The organism is Kitasatospora sp. NPDC002040 (genome assembly GCF_040296785.1).
Taxonomy (GTDB): domain Bacteria; phylum Actinomycetota; class Actinomycetes; order Streptomycetales; family Streptomycetaceae; genus Kitasatospora.
Genome location: NZ_JBEOXV010000003.1, coordinates 433,842 through 450,634, shown reverse-complemented (window position 1 = coordinate 450,634; position 16,793 = coordinate 433,842). Strand labels below are relative to the sequence as shown.

The window sequence follows — 16,793 nt, the reverse complement described above, 5'->3', positions numbered from 1 at the left end:
CTGGGTGGTGCGCAGCGGGACCTCGCGGATCAGCAGCACCACCAGGAAGGCCAGCAGGGCGAGCGGGGCGGCGATCAGGAAGACCGTGGCCACGCCGTGCCCGAACGCGTCGGTGACCAGCGGGACCACCGGGGCGGGCAGCGTGCGCAGGTCGGGGATGCCCCCGCCCACGGCCCCGGTCGGCAGGTGGGCGGCGGTCAGACTGTCCGTCAGGTGCCGGCTGACCTGGTGCGCGAGCAGGGCGCCGAGGGCGGAGACGCCCATCGCGCCGCCCATGGTGCGGAAGAAGGTCACGGTCGAGCTGGCGGTGCCGAGTTCGTGCCGGGGCACGGTGTTCTGCACGGCCAGCACCAGGTTCTGCATGGTCAGGCCGAGCCCGATGCCGGTGACCGCCATGGCCACCGCCAGCAGCGCGTACGGGGTGTCGTCCCTGACCGTGCCGAGCAGGGCGAAGCCGACCGCCAGCAGCCCCGTCCCGGCCACCAGGTACGCCTTCCAGCGCCCGTACCGGGTGATCAGCCGGCCCGCCACGGTGGACGACACGGCCAGGCCCAGGATCATCGGCAGGGTGAGCAGCCCGGCCATGGTCGGCGACTCCTGCCGGGCCAGCTGGAAGTACTGGCTCAGGAAGGTGGTCGAGCCGTACATCCCGACCCCGACCAGCACGCTGGCGATCGCGGCCAGCGTGACGGTGCGGTGGCGGAACAGGTCGAGCGGGACGATCGGTTCGGCCGCCCGGCGCTCCGCCGCCACGAACAGGGCGGCCAGCGCCAGCCCGCCGCCGACCATCGCCAGGGTCTGCCAGGACAGCCACGGGTAGCTGTCCCCGGCCAGCGAGATCCAGATCATCAGCAGGCTGACCGAGGCGGTGATCAGGGTGGCCCCGAGGTAGTCGATCTTCGCCTTCCGGTGCACCACCGGCAGCCGCAGGGTGCGCTGCAGCACCACGATGGCGATCAGCGAGAACGGGATGCCGAGGTAGAAGCACCACCGCCAGCCGAGCCAGCTGGTGTCCACCACCACGCCGCCGATCAGCGGCCCGCCGATGGTGGCCAGCGCGAAGACCGCGCCGAAGTAGCCGCTGTACCGGCCGCGTTCGCGCGGCGGCACCATGGCGGCGAGGCAGATCTGGGCCAGCGCGGTGACACCGCCGGCGCCGATGCCCTGGAGCACCCGGCAGGCGATCAGCTGGCCCGCGTTCTGGGACAGCCCGGCCAGCGCGGACGAGACGATGTAGATCACCAGCGCGATCTGCACCAGCAGCTTGCGGCTGACCAGGTCGGAGAGCTTGCCCCAGATCGGGGTGGCGGCGGTGAGCGAGAGCAGCGCGGCGGTGACCACCCAGGTGTACGCGGTCTGGCCGCCGTGCAGGTCGGTCAGGATGTGCGGCAGCGCGTTGGCCACCACGGTCGAGGAGAGCACCGCCACGAAGAGGCCGAGGAGGAGCCCGGAGAGGGCTTCGAGAACCTGGCGGTGGGTCATCGGGGTGTCGGTCGGGGCGGGGTCTGAAGTTGTGGTCATGCGGGTCCTTCGGCCTGGATTTTTGTTGCCTTTGGCAACCATAAGCCGAGATGGTTGACCCGGGCAACAATCAGGCGAAGTGCCTCAGCTCACCTTGGGCTCACCCAGCGCGTCGTTGAACCGCTGCAGCAGATCGGCGAGTTGGGACACGTCGGCCCGGTCCCAGTCCTCCAGCATGTCCCGGAACCGGCCGAGCCGGCCGCTGCGCGCGGCGAGGTAGCGGGCCGAACCGTCGGGGGTGAGCGAGACCAGCGAGGAGCGGCGGTCCAGCGGGTCGGTCTCCCGGGTGACCAGCTCCAGCTCCTCCAGCACCTTGATCTGCCGGCTGATGGTGGCCTTGCCCACCCCGAAGTGCAGACCGATGTCGGTCAGCCGGACCTGCCCGGCGTCCTGGATGAAGCCGAGCATGCTGTACGCCACGCCCTCCAGCGCCGGGTGCACCTGCCGGGACATCTCGGCCGCCCGGGCCCGGCCGCGCCGGAACAGCACCGCGACCTCGCGCTCCACCGCGATGAGCGCCTGCTCGGCGGTCCGGTCCTCAGTTGCCCGCTCAGTCATGGCGCCAGTATCCCGCAGCCGCGCCTCCGGTGATCGACAACTGTTTCATGATATGAAGTATCCGTTTTGCCCTTGTTTATTGAGCCATGTTCTAAGGAGAGGTTCGATGGCCGACCCGGGCCGCCAGGGATTCCTCACGGAACTGAAGGACGCGGTCACCCCGCGCGCCGCCATGCTGGTGATCGCGGTGCTGCTGCTGCAGCTCGGATTCATCACCTCGTACGTCGGTGCCCTGCACCACCCGACCCCGCACGAGCTGTCGATCGCGGTGGTCGCCCCGCCCCAGGTCGCCCCCAAGCTGGTCGGCGCCCTGGAGTCGGTGCCGGACAACGCGGTCCGTGCCACCACCGCGACCGACCGGGACGAGGCGGTCGCCCGGATCAAGGACCAGAAGGTCTACGCCGCCTGGCTGTTCGACCCGACCGGCACCCAGGACACCCTGCTGGTGGCCGACGCGCGCGGCCCCGCCGCCGCCACGGCCGCCGAGACCATCGTCACGGCGGTCGACAAGTCCCAGGGGCGGACGGTCGTGGTGGAGGACGTGATCCCGCTCGCCAAGGGCGACGCGGAGGGCCTGTCCTCCTTCTACCTGGTGGTCGGCTGGTGCGTCGGCGGCTACCTGGTCGCCTCCATCCTCGGCATCAGCGCGGGCTCGCGGCCCGCGAACCCGACCCGTGCGGTGATCCGGCTCGGCGCGCTGGCCCTCTACTCGGTCGCGGCCGGGATCGGCGGAGCGGTGATCATCGGGCCGGTGCTCGGCGCCCTGCCCGGCTCCACCTGGGGGCTGAGCGGGCTGGGCGCCCTGGTGGTGTTCGGGGTCGGGGCGATCACCATGGCGCTGGAGTGCCTCTTCGACGTGGTCGGGATCGGACTGGCGGTGCTGATCTTCGTGGTGCTCGGGAACCCCAGTGCGGGCGGAGTGTTCCCGCCGCCGATGATGCCCGCCTTCTGGCGCGCGATCGGCGCCTGGATCCCCAACGGCGCCGGCACCGACGTCGCCCGCTCGATCGCCTACCTCGGCGGGACCAACATCCTCGTCCCGCTGCTGGTCCTGGCCGCCTGGGCCGTCGTCGGCGTCGCCGTCACCATGGCCGCGGTCATGAAGCGGCCCCGCTACGGCCGCGAGCACGTCTCCGTCAAGAGCTAGCCGCACCGGGGGGCTCGGGGGATGGCAGCCGCAGACGCTGCCGTCCCCGAGCCCCCCGGCTATCCGCCCGCGTAGGCCCCCGGGTCGGCGATGATGCGGCGGACCACGCCGACCGCGGCGCCGAGCAGCGGCCCCCGGCGGCCGAGCGGCGAGACGGAGAGCCAACTGTCGTCCCAGGGGCGGGCGGTGACCCGGGCGGCGAGTTCGGCCCGCATGGTGGGGAGCAGCCACTCGCCGAGCTCGGCGTAGCCGCCGCCGAGCACCACCGCCTGCGGATCGAGCAGGTTGACCGCCCCCGCCGCCGCGATGCCGAGCGCCGTCCCGGCCCCGGCCAGGGCCGCCAGCACCTCCCGGTCGCCGCCCGCCGCGCGTTCGGCGAGCAGCGCGACCCAGTCCCCGCCGACCCCCGTCAGGCCGGCCGCCCGCAGCACGGCGGTCTCCCCCGCGTACTGCTCCAGGCAGCCCCGCGCGCCGCAGGCGCACCGCGGTCCGTCCGGCCAGACCGTCAGGTGCCCCAGCTCACCGGCGAAGCCCCGGGCACCGCGCAGCAGTTGACCCCCGATCACGATCGCCGAACCGATACCGGCCTCGGCCGAGAGGTGGCAGAAGTCGTCGGGGCGGCCCGCCAGCCAGAACTCGGCCAGGCCGCCCAGGTTGGCCTCGTTGCCGACCTCGACCGGCAGCGCGGCCAGCTCGGGCGCCCCGGCGGCCCGGAGCGCGAGCCGCAGTTCGGTGGCGACCGGGACCTCGGCCCAGCCGAGGTTGGCGGCACCCTCGATCATGCCCTCGGCCGAGCGGACCAGGCCGGGTACGGCGAGCGCGAGGCCGGCGGGGTGCAGCCCGGCCTCCTCGGCGGCCAGGCGGAGCAGTTCGGCCAGGTCCGCCAGCACGGCGGCGGGGCTCCGGCCCCGGTTGCCGACCTCCCGCCGGTGCCAGCTGCGCACCTCGCCGCGCAGGTCGACCACGCAGGCGGCGAGGTGCTCGACCCCGATCTCGCCGCCGAGGCCGGCCGGCCCGTCCTGACTGAGCCTCAGCTCGCTGCCGGGGCGGCCGACCCGGCCGTTCGGGGCGCTCCGGCCGGCCTCGGTCAGCAGGCCGGCCGCCAGCAGCTCCTCGACCAGCGAGGAGACCGCCGCCCGGGTCAGCCCGGTGCTCGCGGCGACCGCCGCGCGGGAGCACGGCCCGGCCGCGATCTCCCCGAGCACCAGAGCCAGGTTGGCCCACCGCATCCCCTGCTGACTCGCCGGTCCGACCACCTCCGGCCCACCCCCCTTGTCCGCGTACCGGCCCGTGCCGGTTTCCGCAGCGTAACCGCCGCCGCGGTCAGGCCCCGGGCAACCCCCCGGCCGCTGCGGGGGACGGGGTCGGGATCCGACGCCCTCTCACCGACCGGCCCCGGCCCGGGGCCGGTCGGTGCGGACCGGGTCCTCGGCCCGGTGCGTGAAGACCCAGCGGTTCATCGCCCAGTACCGGAACACCATCGCCAGCAGCGTCCCCACGATCATCCCGCTGAGGAAGTCCGCCGCCTCCTCCGTGAACGCGCTGACCCGCGGCTCCCGCAGATCGAGCAGGTACCGGGAGGCCACCAGCGGCGCATCGTTGACCAGCACCGCCAGCCCGCTCACCACCAGGTACAGCACCGCCTCGCGCTGCCGCCCGTGCGCCCGGAACGACCACTGCCGGTTCAGCACGTACGACACCGCCGTCGCCAGCACCGTCGCGATGGTCAGCGCGACCACCGGCTTCTCGCTCAACAGGGTGTGCCGGAGGCCGTAGTTGACCGCCATCGTGAGCAGGAAGCAGGTCCCGCCCACCAGCAGGAACTTCACCAGTCTCCGGTGCCGCACCAGGAACGGCCGCAGCCGGGGCGGGACTCGGGACAGCACCCGTTGCGTAGGTGACGGCATTTCGGCAGTTTCGCACGCCTTCGTGCCGTCCGGTACCCGGCTCCCCCGGCCGGGTGGCGGCGGCCCGGCAGCTACCCGGCGGTGATCCGGAGCACGCCGGTGGTGGTGCCCTGGAGCACCACCCGGCCGGGCGCGATGCTGCCCACCATCTGCAGGGTGTCGAAGATGAAGCCCGCCCCCAGGTACGCCGTCCGCACCGTCCGCCCGGTGGCCGGGTCGATCTCGGCATACGCGTACGGGTCCACCGCCGAGGTGCTGTCGGTGCCCGGGATCACCGGGTTGCGCAGCACCGTACGGAGCAGCCCGTCGGCGGTGGACAGCCTCGGCACCGCCGCCGACCGGGTCCGGTTGTCCCACTTCAGATCGCAGCCCGACCCGTCGGCCCGGACGTCCACCCGGCTCAGCCCGCCCCGGAAGGCGCCCGAGGAGGGCACGCTCGGCCCGGCGTCGTCCGGCAGCTTCGGGTACGGGTAGCCGTAGGTGCTGGCCACGAAGACCGCGTTGCCCACCGCCACCGGGGAGTTCTCGCTCCCGCTGCCGCCCGCCTTGAGCACCGGCACGGAGCAGACCTGCTCCCCGCTGCCCGCCCGGTAGACCAGCAGGTTCACCGTCGGTGCGGCGTTGTCCACCACGGTCACGTAGTCGGTGCCGGTGGCAGGACCGAAGAAGGTCGGGGTCGAACCGCTGCCCCAGCTGAGCTGCCCGGGCTTGCGCCCCGGCCCCCGGTCGTACGCCTGACGCCAGCTCACCTGCGGGGTGCCGTCCGCCGCTGCGGTCAGCAGGTAGGTGGCGTGGGTGGTGGTGACGGCGGTCCCGACCGGGGCGGTGGAGATCGAGTTGGACACCCGCTCGCCGGCCGGCAGCGCCAGCGTCCGGACCTCGCCGGTCCGGTCGTCCGCGGTGCCCACCACCCCGCCGCCGGTGGCGAACCAGACCCGGCCCTGCCAGTCCGGCGAGATCCCGGTGACGGCGTCGCCCGCCGGGACCGCCCCCGCCAGCGAGAGCCGCGAGTCGACGTACAGCTCCCAGCCGCCGGAGGCCGTCCTGCGGTGGGCGACCCGCAGCAGGTCCCGGTTCCCGTCGACCGCGACCAGCCGGTCGCGCTGGTCCAGGTACGCGTACACCCCGCCCAGCAACGATCCCTTGGCCAGGGCCAGTTCGGCCACCGACTCACCGGTCGCCGGATCGAGCAGGTGGACCGTCGGGGCCAGCCCGAAGATCTCGGTGCAGAGTGCGACCGGGTAGCCGTCCGCGCCGACCAGGACGGTCGGGCAGGCCGAGGCCAGGGCCGTCCGGTGCGAACGGATGCTCCCCGCGCCGGGGCCCGGCAGCGGGGTGGCGTCCGAGGAGCCGGTGTCGCCGTGCATGGTGGCCGTGCCGGGCGGGCCCGCGAAGGGGTTGGCCGGCGGCAGCGGGGTGAACACCTCGGCGGCGTGGGCCGGGGTCTGAGCGGTCAGCAGGAGCGCGGCCGTGGTGAGCACGGCAGCGCGGGCGCGCAGGCGCATGGAAGTCCCGTCGAAGAAGGGTGGACACAGGGGTGCACCCCGCCCGGCAGGACGAGAGAGGGCCCGGCAGCAGCCGGGCGGGAGGGCACCGCGCTCAACAGGCGCGGCGACAGATCGCCGAACACGCACGGGCCAGGTCGACATCGAGTCGACGGCTCAGGTGCGCGTGGCGGGTCATGGCCCCATGTTCCCGCCCTGACAACCCGTCACACAACCACCGTCTCACGGTGCGGAAGCACAGCCGCGCAAGGTGGCACCGCCAGGGGCCCGGGGAACGGCGACGCCGACCTCGTACAAGGTCTCACCAACTTGCACGGTCAGGCACTTCCGCAGTGACCCGCACGCCGGATCTCGTCGCCGTTCCCCGAGCCCCTCGGACTGCGGCTACGCCGCGACCAGCACCTCCGCCGGCTCCAGCGCCAGCTCCAGCACCTCCCGGACGTCGGCCACCGGGTGGACCGTCAGCCGGGACAGCACCTCCGCCGGCACGTCGTCCAGGTCGGGCTCGTTCCGCTTCGGGATGATCACCGTGGTGACCCCGGCCCGGTCGGCCGCGAGCAGCTTCTGCTTCACGCCGCCGATCGGCAGCACCCGCCCGGTCAGCGACACCTCACCCGTCATCGCCACGTCCGTCCGGACCTTCCGCCCGGAGAGCAGCGAGGCCAGCGCGGTGGTCATGGTGATGCCCGCGCTCGGCCCGTCCTTGGGGACGGCCCCGGCCGGGACGTGCAGGTGGATGCCGCGCTCGCGCAGCCCCGTCACCGGAAGCTCCAGCTCCGCGCCCCGCGACCGCAGGTAGGAGAGCGCGATGTGCGCGGACTCCTTCATCACGTCCCCCAGCTGCCCGGTCAGCGTCAGCCCGGTGGCCCCGGTCTCCGCGTCGGCCAGCGAGGCCTCGATGTACAGCACGTCGCCGCCCGCGCCGGTCACGGCCAGCCCGGTCGCCACCCCGGGGACGGCGGTGCGCCGCTCACCGGGCTCCTGGGCCGCCTCGGGGGTGTGGTGCGGGCGCCCGATCAGCGCGCGCAGCTCGTCCGGACCGATCGCGACCGGCAGTTCGCGCTCCCCGAGTTCGCTCTGCGCCGCGAGCTTCCGCAGCACCCGGGCGATCGACCGCTCCAGGTTCCGGACCCCGGCCTCCCGGGTGTACTCCCCCGCCAGCCGGCGCAGCGCGGCCTCGTCGACCGTCACCTCACCGGCCGTCAGACCGGCCCGCTCCAGCTGGCGCGGCAGCAGGTGGTCCCGGGCGATGACGACCTTCTCGTCCTCGGTGTAGCCGTCCAGCCGGACCAGCTCCATCCGGTCCAGCAGCGGCTCCGGGATCGACTCCAGCACGTTCGCCGTGGCGAGGAAGACCACGTCGGAGAGGTCGAGTTCGACCTCCAGGTAGTGGTCCCGGAAGGTGTGGTTCTGGGCCGGGTCGAGCACCTCCAGCAGGGCGGCGGCCGGGTCGCCCCGGTAGTCGGAGCCGACCTTGTCGATCTCGTCCAGCAGCACCACCGGGTTCATCGAACCGGCTTCCTTGATCGCCCGCACGATCCGCCCCGGGAGCGCGCCGACGTAGGTGCGCCGGTGCCCGCGGATCTCCGCCTCGTCCCGCACGCCGCCGAGCGCGACCCGGACGAACTCGCGCCCCATCGCCCGCGCCACCGACTCGCCGAGCGAGGTCTTGCCCACCCCGGGCGGCCCGACCAGCGCCAGCACCGCGCCGCCCGCCCGTCGCCCGCCGCCACCCTTGACCGAGCCGCTTCCCGCCGCCCCCGCCTCGCGGCCGCCGACCGGCCCCAGCCCCTGGTCGGCCCGGCGCTTGCGCACCGCCAGGTACTCGACGATCCGGTCCTTCACGTCGCCCAGGCCCGCGTGGTCGGCGTCCAGCACCGCCCGTGCGCCCGCGATGTCGTACGCGTCCTCGGTCCGCTCGTTCCACGGCAGTTCGAGCACGGTGTCCAGCCAGGTGCGGATCCAGGAGCCCTCGGGCGACTGGTCGGAGGAGCGCTCCAGCTTGTCGACCTCCTTGAGCGCGGCCTCGCGGACCTTGTCGGGCAGCTCGGCCGCCTCGACCCGGGCCCGGTAGTCGCCCTCCTCGTCGGCCGGGTCGCCGTTCAGCTCGGCCAGCTCCTTGCGGACGGCGTCCAGCTGGCGGCGGAGCAGGAACTCCTTCTGCTGCTTGGCCACCCCCTCCTCGACGTCCTTGCGGATGGTGTCGTTGACCTCCTCCTCGGCGAGGTGGTCCCGGAGCAGGGTGAGCGCGTACTCCAGCCGGGCCAGCTGGTCGGCCTCCAGCAGCACCTTGAGCTTCTGCTCGGCGCTGGCGAACGGCGCGTAGCCGATGTTGTCGGCCAGCTCGCCGACGCCGTCGATCTGCGCGACCCGGTCCACCACCTGCCAGGCGCCGCGCTTGCGCAGCCACTGGGTGGCGAGCGCCTTGTACTCCTTCACCAGCTCGGCGGCCCGCCCGGCCACCGGCAGCCCGGGGTCGGACTCGCGGAAGGCGCTGGTCTCGACCCAGAGCGCGGCGCCCGGGCCGGTCGTCCCGGCCCCGATCCGGACCCGGCGGACGGCCCGGACCAGCGCGGCCGGGTCCCCGTCGGCCAGCCGGCCGACCTGCTCGACCGTGGCCAGCGTGCCGACGGCGGCGTACGAGCCGTCCAGCCTCGGCACCAGCAGGACCTGGGGCTTGGCCCCGGTGCCGACACCGGACCTGGCCGCCTCCACGGCGGCCCGCACCTCGGTGTCCGACAGGTCCAGCGGGACCACCATGCCGGGCAGGACCACCTCGTCGTCGAGCGGCAGCACGGGCAGAGTGAGCGGTGTGGACGTCGATGCCATGATCTCTCCCCAGTCAGTGAAGTTGAGTTGACCTGACTAAGGTTTGGCGAAGGCCGATTGTTCCCCGGCAATTGTTCGCCCTGAGCGATCACTCCGCGCCCGGGTCGGCCCGGGCCGCCGACCTGGGATCAGACCCGCGAGGGGACCAGGCGCCGCACCGACAGGCCCCGGCCGGAGCCCCTGCGCAGCCAGTGGCCGAGGGCCACGCCGATCAGCAGGGCGGCCGGATGGCCGACCCGGGTGACGAGCTCGGAGTCGGAGACGAACTGGTAGCCCGTCATCGCGACCGCACCGGTGAGCACCAGTGGCCGGGCCGACCCGGGGAGCAGCGCGCCCAGCGCGCCCAGACTGGCCAGCACGCCGTAGCTGACGCCGATGTCGACGCTGTCCAGCGCCTCGGGGGCGAGCCGGCCGGTGGAGACCGCGAAACCCACCGCAGCCTGCGAGAGGAGGGTCGCCAGCACGTGCCCGGCGGCCAGCACCAGGATCGTGCGCCGGGCGCCGACCCGGCGCTCCAACGGCGCGACGGTGACGGCGAAGGCCCAGAAGTACGGCATCCAGACCGGCCCGGCGACCCAGAGCCCGCTCAGCAGCAGGGACCGGACCGGGTGGTCGAGCAGGTTGTGGCCGTCGGAGCTGGAGAACTCCTGCAGACGGTCCACCAGGGCGGCGTCGCCGAAGCGGGCGAACAGCGTGGTGCCGAGCAGGACGGCGAGGTAGCCGAGAGCGAAAGGGTTGCGGCGCGGCGTGGGCACGAAACTCCGCAACCGTGACCGGAGATCCGCCATTCCACCCACCACCCGACTCGTGCCACCATGTGACTTGTCGTGCTCACGGTACTTCGCCGTCCTGAGAGCCCGCTGTGAATCCACTGTGAACATGGTTCGAACCAGCACACCCCTTGGTCCGGACCATCCCTTTGCTTACGGACAAGTAGCCGTCGCGCAGAGGAGTCTGCCATCCCTTCGAGGGCATACGCACCGTTACGGGCGATATTTTCGGCGGGTAAGGTATCGCCCCGTGCCTCATCCCCGGCAGGGTCGGCACCGGCCCACCGGCCGGTTGTGTCCGGTTCACCTGCCGGGATGCTCGCGGTGTCCGTACGCTGCGAACAGAGCCGAGCGGTGCACGGACCACACCCGTGCACCCCTTCGGAGCCCGAGACCTCGGCGGACGGTCCGGGTGACCACGACGGGCCCGACACGGGCCCGGAACCGACGGAAACAAGACGACTACGAGCGGACCCCGCTGTCCCCACAGACAGCCGGGCCGCAGCCCTGGGGGCGGTGGCGTGACCGTGACAGACATTCAGCAAGAGCCCATCAACAGCAGCGCGGTGAGCACTCAGCGACGAGTCCTCGTCGTCGAGGACGAACCCACCATCGCGGAGTCCATCGCGGCCCGGCTCGGCGCCGAGGGCTTCAAGGTGGCCGTGGCGCACGACGGGCCCGGTGCGGTCGACGGCTTCCACACCTGGCAGCCCGACCTGGTGGTGCTGGACGTGATGCTGCCCGGCTTCGACGGCCTGGAGGTGTGCCGCCGGATCCAGGCCCAGCGCCCGGTGCCGGTACTGATGCTGACGGCCCGCGACGACGAGACCGACCTGCTGGTCGGCCTCGGGGTCGGCGCCGACGACTACATGACCAAGCCGTTCTCGATGCGCGAGCTGGCGGCGAGAGTGAACGTGCTGCTGCGCCGGGTCGAGCGGGCCCAGCAGGCCGCCCGCACCCCTGCCCTGGGCAGCCTGCGCTTCGGCGAGCTGGAGATCGACCACGTGCAGCGCCGGGTCCGGATCGGCAGCGGTGACGTCCACCTCACGCCGACCGAGTTCGACCTGCTGGCCTGCCTGGCCGCCCAGCCGCGCGCGGTGCTCACCCGCGAGCAGCTGCTGGCCGAGGTCTGGGACTGGACCGACGCCTCCGGCACCCGCACGGTGGACAGCCACGTCAAGGCACTGCGCCGGAAGATCGGCGCCAGCTGGATCCGCACCGTCCACGGCGTCGGGTACGCCCTGGAAGCACCCCTCTCCTAGCCGGGCACGGAGCCGGGCCACCGGGGGGCCCACGCTCCGTCCGTTCGACCCAGGAGTCCCGCGGGGGGACGACGCAGAGGCGACATGACCTTTCCACAGCAACGCAACGGTTCCCGCGGCGAGGGCGATCCGGCCCGCCGCGGCCTGGCCAGCCGCGCCGCCAGCCGGCTCTGGGCCGATGTCAGACCACTGGACCCGGTCCGGTCGATCAAGGGCAAGCTCACCCTGCTGGTGATCGTCTCGGTCTTCCTGGCCAGCCTGATGGTGGTGGTCGCGATCCGGTCCGAGACCCAGATCCGGATCATCATGATCTTCTCGATGATCGCCTCCCTGCTCTTCATGCAGTTCCTCGCCCACGGCCTGACCGCGCCACTGCGCGACATGACCGCCGCCGCCCGGGCGATGGCCGAGGGCGACTACAGCAGCCGGGTCGAGGTCAACTCCCGCGACGAGATCGGCGAGCTGGCCGCCACCTTCAACAAGATGGCCGGCGACCTGGAGGCCGCCGACCGGCACCGCCGGGAGCTGATCGCCAACGTCTCGCACGAGCTGCGGACGCCGATCGCCGCCCTCCGCGCCGTGCTGGAGAACGTCGTGGACGGCGTGGTCCAGCCGAACCCGAAGACGCTCGGCGCGGCCCTGGAGCAGACCGAGCGGCTCGGCCGCCTGGTCAGCCACCTGCTCGACCTCTCCAAACTGGACGACGGCGTGGTCCCGCTGGACGCCCGCCCGTTCGAGGTCAGGCCGTTCCTGGACGGCGTGCTGCGCGGGGTGACCGTGGACGGCGCGACGGCCGGCGGCGCGTACGGGCGGCGCGACGACGTGCAGCTGGCGCTGGAGGTCCGGCCGCCCGGGCTGGCCGCGGTGGCCGACCCGGAGCGGCTGCACCAGGTGGTGGCCAACCTGGTCGACAACGCCTGCAAGCACTCCCCCACCGGCGGCACCGTGACCGTCCGGGCCAGCGCCGGCGAGGGCCCGGGCGCGCTCCGGCTGGAGGTCGAGGACCAAGGCCCCGGCATCCCCAAGCAGGACCGCGGGCGGGTGTTCGAGCGGTTCGGCCGCAGCGGCTCCGCCACCGCGATGGGCCCCGGCAGCGACGGCGGCACCGGCCTCGGCCTCGCCATCGCGCGCTGGGCGGTCGATCTGCACGGCGGCCGGATCGGGGTGGCGGAGACCGCCCGGGGGTGCCGAATCGTGGTCACGCTGCCCGGCGGGGTACCGTCCGAACAGGAGTTGTCACCGAACTGGGACATTCCTGCGGCGGGGACTCCATCAGATCCGGCACGGCAGCACTGACCTGCGGTAATGTCCTTCTTTGAGGGGATTTCCACCGACTTGGGAGGCGATCGCTTCCCCGTCGTTGGAACTTTCTAACGCACAATTTCGGCCAAAGTACCGGTCGGCACTGTGATCTGGGCGACGCCTGGCCCAGGGGGACTGCGCGATCAGTGATCGTAGGCGTAGCCTTAATCCCCGCTGTCCACCATCCCAAAAGGAAGCGGAAGAGGGCGGTTGCCCCGTGTCGCCACACCCTGAAACCCCCGTCAGCTCGGCAAGCTCCACTGGCTTCGGCCCCAACGAGTGGCTCGTCGACGAGATCTACCAGCAGTACCTCCAGGATCCGAACTCGGTTGACCGAGCCTGGTGGGACTTTTTCGCCGACTACAAGCCCGGTACCGAGGTGACTCCAGTGACCCAGGCCGCGACCCAGGTCGGCCCCACGCCGACCGCCGTTGCCGCCCCTGCCCCTGCTGCTGTTCAGGCGGCGCCCGCCCCCGCTGCACCGGCCGCTGCCCCCGTGGCCGCGCCGGTTCAGCCGGCGCCTGCGCCACTGGCAGCGGCTCCGGCCGCGCCGCCCGCGCCGAAGGCGGCCCCGGCCGCCCCCGCGCCCGCCGCTGCGGCCGGTCCTGAGCTGATCGTGCTGCGTGGCCCGGCCAAGGCCGTCGCCACCAACATGGACGCCTCGCTGGAGGTGCCGACCGCCACGTCGGTCCGCGCCGTGCCGGCGAAGCTGTTGATCGACAACCGCATCGTCATCAACAACCACCTGCAGCGCGCCCGTGGCGGCAAGGTCTCCTTCACCCACCTGATCGGTTACGCCCTGGTCCAGGCCATCAAGGCCAGCCCGGCGATGAACTACAGCTACAAGGTGGAGGACGGCAAGTCCTACCTGGTGAAGCCCGAGCACGTGAACCTCGGCCTCGCCATCGACCTGGTGAAGCCGAACGGCGACCGCCAGCTGGTCGTCGCGGCCATCAAGAAGGCCGAGACGCTCGACTTCCTCGGTTTCTGGCAGGCCTACGAGGACATCGTCCGCCGGGCCCGCGCCAACAAGCTGACGATGGACGACTTCACCGGCGTCACCGTCTCGCTGACCAACCCGGGCGGCATCGGCACCGTGCACTCCGTGCCGCGCCTGATGCAGAACCAGGGCACCATCGTCGGCGTCGGCGCGATGGAGTACCCGGCCGAGTTCCAGGGCTCGTCCCCGGACACCCTGGCCAAGCTGGGCATCTCCAAGATCATGACGCTCACCTCGACCTACGACCACCGGGTCATCCAGGGTGCGGCGTCGGGCGAGTTCCTGCGCACGATCCACCAGCTGCTGCTGGGCGAGCACAACTTCTACGACGACGTCTTCGAGTCGCTCCGGATCCCGTACGAGCCGGTCCGCTGGGCCACCGACGTCGCCACCACCCACGACGACGAGGTCAACAAGACCGCGCGCGTCATGGAGCTGATCCACTCCTACCGGGTCCGCGGCCACCTGATGGCCGACACCGACCCGCTGGAGTACAAGCAGCGCAAGCACCCCGACCTGGACGTGGTCCAGCACGGGCTGACGCTGTGGGACCTGGAGCGCGAGTTCGCGGTCGGCGGCTTCGGCGGCCACAAGATGATGAAGCTCCGCGACATCCTCGGCCTGCTGCGCAACACGTACTGCCGCACCGTCGGCATCGAGTACATGCACATCCAGGACCCGACCCAGCGCAAGTGGCTGCAGCAGCGCCTGGAGAAGCCGTACACCAAGCCGGAGCGCGAGGAGCAGCTGCGCATCCTGCGCCGGCTGAACTCGGCCGAGGCGTTCGAGACCTTCCTGCAGACGAAGTACGTCGGTCAGAAGCGCTTCTCGCTGGAGGGCGGCGAGTCGCTCATCCCGCTGCTGGACGCGACCATCGACGCGGCGGCCGAGCACCGCCTCGACGAGGCCGTCATCGGCATGGCCCACCGCGGCCGGCTGAACGTGCTGGCGAACATCGTCGGCAAGCCGTACGGCAAGATCTTCGGCGAGTTCGAGGGCAACCTCGACCCGAAGTCGATGCACGGCTCCGGCGACGTGAAGTACCACCTGGGCTCCGAGGGGACCTTCACCGGTCTGGACGGGGAGACCATCAAGGTCTCGCTGGCCGCCAACCCCTCGCACCTGGAGGCCGTCGACCCGGTGGTCGAGGGCATCGTCCGGGCCAAGCAGGACGTGCTGGACCAGGGCGGCACCACCTTCCCGGTGCTGCCGATCCAGATCCACGGTGACGCGGCCTTCGCCGGCCAGGGCGTCGTCGCGGAGACGCTGAACATGTCGCAGCTGCGCGGCTACCGCACCGGTGGCACCATCCACCTGGTGGTCAACAACCAGGTCGGCTTCACCGCCGCCCCGGCCAGCAGCCGCTCGTCGATGTACTGCACCGACGTGGCGCGGATGATCGAGGCGCCGATCTTCCACGTGAACGGCGACGACCCGGAGGCCGTGGTCCGCGTCGCGCGGCTCGCCTTCGAGTTCCGGCAGGAGTTCCACAAGGACGTCGTGATCGACCTCATCTGCTACCGCCGCCGCGGTCACAACGAGGCCGACAACCCGTCGTTCACCCAGCCGCTGATGTACGACCTGATCGACAAGAAGCGCTCGGTGCGCAAGCTCTACACCGAGGGTCTGATCGGTCGCGGCGACATCACCATGGAAGAGGCGGAGCAGGCGCTCCAGGACTTCCAGGGCCAGCTGGAGAAGGTCTTCTCCGAGGTCCGCGACGCGGCCTCGGCGCAGTCCCCGGCCTCCAACGGCAAGCCGCAGGCGGACTTCCCGGTCAGCATCCAGACCGGCATCTCCGCCGAGATGGTCAAGCGGATCGCCGCCTCGCAGAGCAACCTGCCGGAGTGGCTGACGGTGCACCCGCGCCTGCTGCCGCAGCTCCAGCGCCGCACCGCCTCGGTCGACGACAACACCATCGACTGGGCCATGGGCGAGACGCTCGCCATCGGCTCGCTGCTGATGGAGGGCCACCCGGTCCGGCTGGCCGGCCAGGACAGCCGTCGCGGCACCTTCGGCCAGCGCCACGCGGTGCTGATCGACCGGGTCACCGGCGAGGACTACACCCCGCTGCTGTACCTGACCGAGGACCAGGCCCGCTACTCCGTCTACGACAGCTTCCTGTCGGAGTACGCGGCGATGGGCTTCGAGTACGGCTACTCGCTGACCCGCCCGAACGCGCTGGTCATGTGGGAGGCGCAGTTCGGCGACTTCGTCAACGGCGCGCAGACCATGGTGGACGAGTACATCGCCTCCGCCGAGCAGAAGTGGGGCCAGCACTCCGGCGTCACCCTGCTGCTGCCGCACGGCTACGAGGGCCAGGGCCCGGACCACTCGTCCGCGCGTCCGGAGCGCTTCCTGCAGATGTGCGCGCAGGACAACATGACGGTCGCGATGCCGACCCTGCCGTCGAACTACTTCCACCTGCTGCGCTGGCAGGCGCACAACCCGCACCACAAGCCGCTGATCGTCTTCACCCCGAAGTCGATGCTGCGTCTGAAGGCGGCGGCGAGTGCGGCGTCGGAGTTCACCTCGGGCTCGTTCCGTCCGGTCATCGGTGACACCACCGTCGACCCGGCGAACGTGCGCAAGGTGGTCATCACCGCGGGCAAGTTCTACTACGACGTCGAGGCGGCCCGTACCGAGCGCGGGGTCACCGACACCGCGATCGTCCGGGTCGAGCGGCTCTACCCGCTGCCGGTGGCCGAGCTCCAGGAGGAGCTGGCCAAGTACGGCGACGACGTCCAGTTCGTCTGGGCCCAGGAGGAGCCGGCCAACCAGGGTGCCTGGCCGTTCATCGCGATGAACCTGGTGGACCACCTCCAGGTCGTGATCGGCCGCAGCGCGGGCGCCGCCCGCCTGCGCCGGGTCGCCCGCACCGCCTCGTCCGCCCCGGCGGTCGGCTCGGCCAAGCGGCACGCCGCCGAGCAGCAGGGCCTGCTGGACGAGATCTTCATCATCTGACGCCCCGTCGTCGGTGCCCACGGGCCCC

At 72.2% G+C, this 16,793-nt stretch carries 10 protein-coding genes and 1 pseudogene; 4 read left to right on the top strand and 7 right to left on the bottom strand.

All coding sequences use genetic code 11. From position 1 onward, the window contains the following. Nucleotides 1-6: 6 nt before the first annotated feature. Together ABT118_RS12315 and ABT118_RS12310 are read right to left on the bottom strand one after the other, a co-directional pair. A pseudogene (locus ABT118_RS12315) lies at nt 7-1,482 on the bottom strand (MDR family MFS transporter); the annotation flags it as partial. A 123-nt stretch (nt 1,483-1,605) separates the two neighbouring features. Then, nucleotides 1,606-2,079 carry a MarR family winged helix-turn-helix transcriptional regulator gene (locus ABT118_RS12310; RefSeq protein ID WP_350662750.1) on the bottom strand — a complete coding sequence of 158 codons (474 nt, stop codon included), beginning with the start codon at nt 2,077-2,079 and terminating at the stop codon, nt 1,606-1,608. 106 nt (nt 2,080-2,185) lie between these two features. On the opposite strand from ABT118_RS12310, the gene ABT118_RS12305 reads away from it, so the two are divergent. Continuing rightward, nucleotides 2,186-3,226 (top strand): DUF3533 domain-containing protein, encoded by a 1,041-nt coding sequence (locus ABT118_RS12305; protein WP_350662716.1) that lies wholly within the window; start codon nt 2,186-2,188, stop codon nt 3,224-3,226. Between the two features lie 59 nt (nt 3,227-3,285). Here ABT118_RS12305 and ABT118_RS12300 read toward each other — a convergent pair whose 3' ends face one another. The 5 genes from ABT118_RS12300 to ABT118_RS12280 form a co-directional block, all read right to left on the bottom strand. Beyond that, nucleotides 3,286-4,455 (bottom strand): ROK family protein, encoded by a 1,170-nt coding sequence (locus ABT118_RS12300; protein WP_350662702.1) that lies wholly within the window; start codon nt 4,453-4,455, stop codon nt 3,286-3,288. Between the two features lie 153 nt (nt 4,456-4,608). Continuing rightward, complete coding sequence (locus ABT118_RS12295; RefSeq protein WP_350662672.1) at nt 4,609-5,133, bottom strand: GtrA family protein; 525 nt, start codon at nt 5,131-5,133, stop codon at nt 4,609-4,611. 71 nt (nt 5,134-5,204) lie between these two features. After that, nucleotides 5,205-6,638 carry an NHL repeat-containing protein gene (locus tag ABT118_RS12290; RefSeq protein WP_350662660.1) on the bottom strand — a complete coding sequence of 478 codons (1,434 nt, stop codon included), beginning with the start codon at nt 6,636-6,638 and terminating at the stop codon, nt 5,205-5,207. Between the two features lie 384 nt (nt 6,639-7,022). Further along, entirely contained in the window at nt 7,023-9,467 is a 2,445-nt protein-coding gene (gene lon, locus ABT118_RS12285; protein ID WP_350662649.1) for an endopeptidase La, read from the bottom strand. 128 nt (nt 9,468-9,595) lie between these two features. Beyond that, on the bottom strand, nt 9,596-10,222 hold the full coding sequence (locus ABT118_RS12280) for a rhomboid-like protein (protein ID WP_350662633.1): 627 nt from the start codon (nt 10,220-10,222) through the stop codon (nt 9,596-9,598). 542 nt (nt 10,223-10,764) lie between these two features. Between ABT118_RS12280 and ABT118_RS12275 the strand changes: the two genes are divergently transcribed. From ABT118_RS12275 to ABT118_RS12265, 3 genes are all read left to right on the top strand, one after another. Next, nucleotides 10,765-11,499, top strand: a complete 735-nt coding sequence (locus tag ABT118_RS12275; protein ID WP_350662621.1) for a response regulator transcription factor — start codon at nt 10,765-10,767, stop codon at nt 11,497-11,499. Nucleotides 11,500-11,583: 84 nt separating this feature from the next. Then, a complete protein-coding gene (locus ABT118_RS12270) occupies nt 11,584-12,795 on the top strand; it encodes a sensor histidine kinase (protein WP_350662592.1) in 1,212 nt (403 codons plus the stop codon). 223 nt (nt 12,796-13,018) lie between these two features. Next, the gene (locus ABT118_RS12265) at nt 13,019-16,765 is read left to right on the top strand and encodes a multifunctional oxoglutarate decarboxylase/oxoglutarate dehydrogenase thiamine pyrophosphate-binding subunit/dihydrolipoyllysine-residue succinyltransferase subunit (protein WP_350662575.1); all 3,747 of its coding nucleotides are present in this window, start codon (nt 13,019-13,021) and stop codon (nt 16,763-16,765) included. Nucleotides 16,766-16,793 lie beyond the last annotated feature (28 nt).

Coding starts and splice junctions, on each gene's coding strand:
- ABT118_RS12310 (WP_350662750.1), bottom strand. CDS start 2,079: ATGACTGAGCGGGCAACTGAGGACCGGACCGCCGAGCAGGCGCTCATC.
- ABT118_RS12305 (WP_350662716.1), top strand. CDS start 2,186: ATGGCCGACCCGGGCCGCCAGGGATTCCTCACGGAACTGAAGGACGCG.
- ABT118_RS12300 (WP_350662702.1), bottom strand. CDS start 4,455: ATGCGGTGGGCCAACCTGGCTCTGGTGCTCGGGGAGATCGCGGCCGGG.
- ABT118_RS12295 (WP_350662672.1), bottom strand. CDS start 5,133: ATGCCGTCACCTACGCAACGGGTGCTGTCCCGAGTCCCGCCCCGGCTG.
- ABT118_RS12290 (WP_350662660.1), bottom strand. CDS start 6,638: ATGCGCCTGCGCGCCCGCGCTGCCGTGCTCACCACGGCCGCGCTCCTG.
- lon (WP_350662649.1), bottom strand. CDS start 9,467: ATGGCATCGACGTCCACACCGCTCACTCTGCCCGTGCTGCCGCTCGAC.
- ABT118_RS12270 (WP_350662592.1), top strand. CDS start 11,584: ATGACCTTTCCACAGCAACGCAACGGTTCCCGCGGCGAGGGCGATCCG.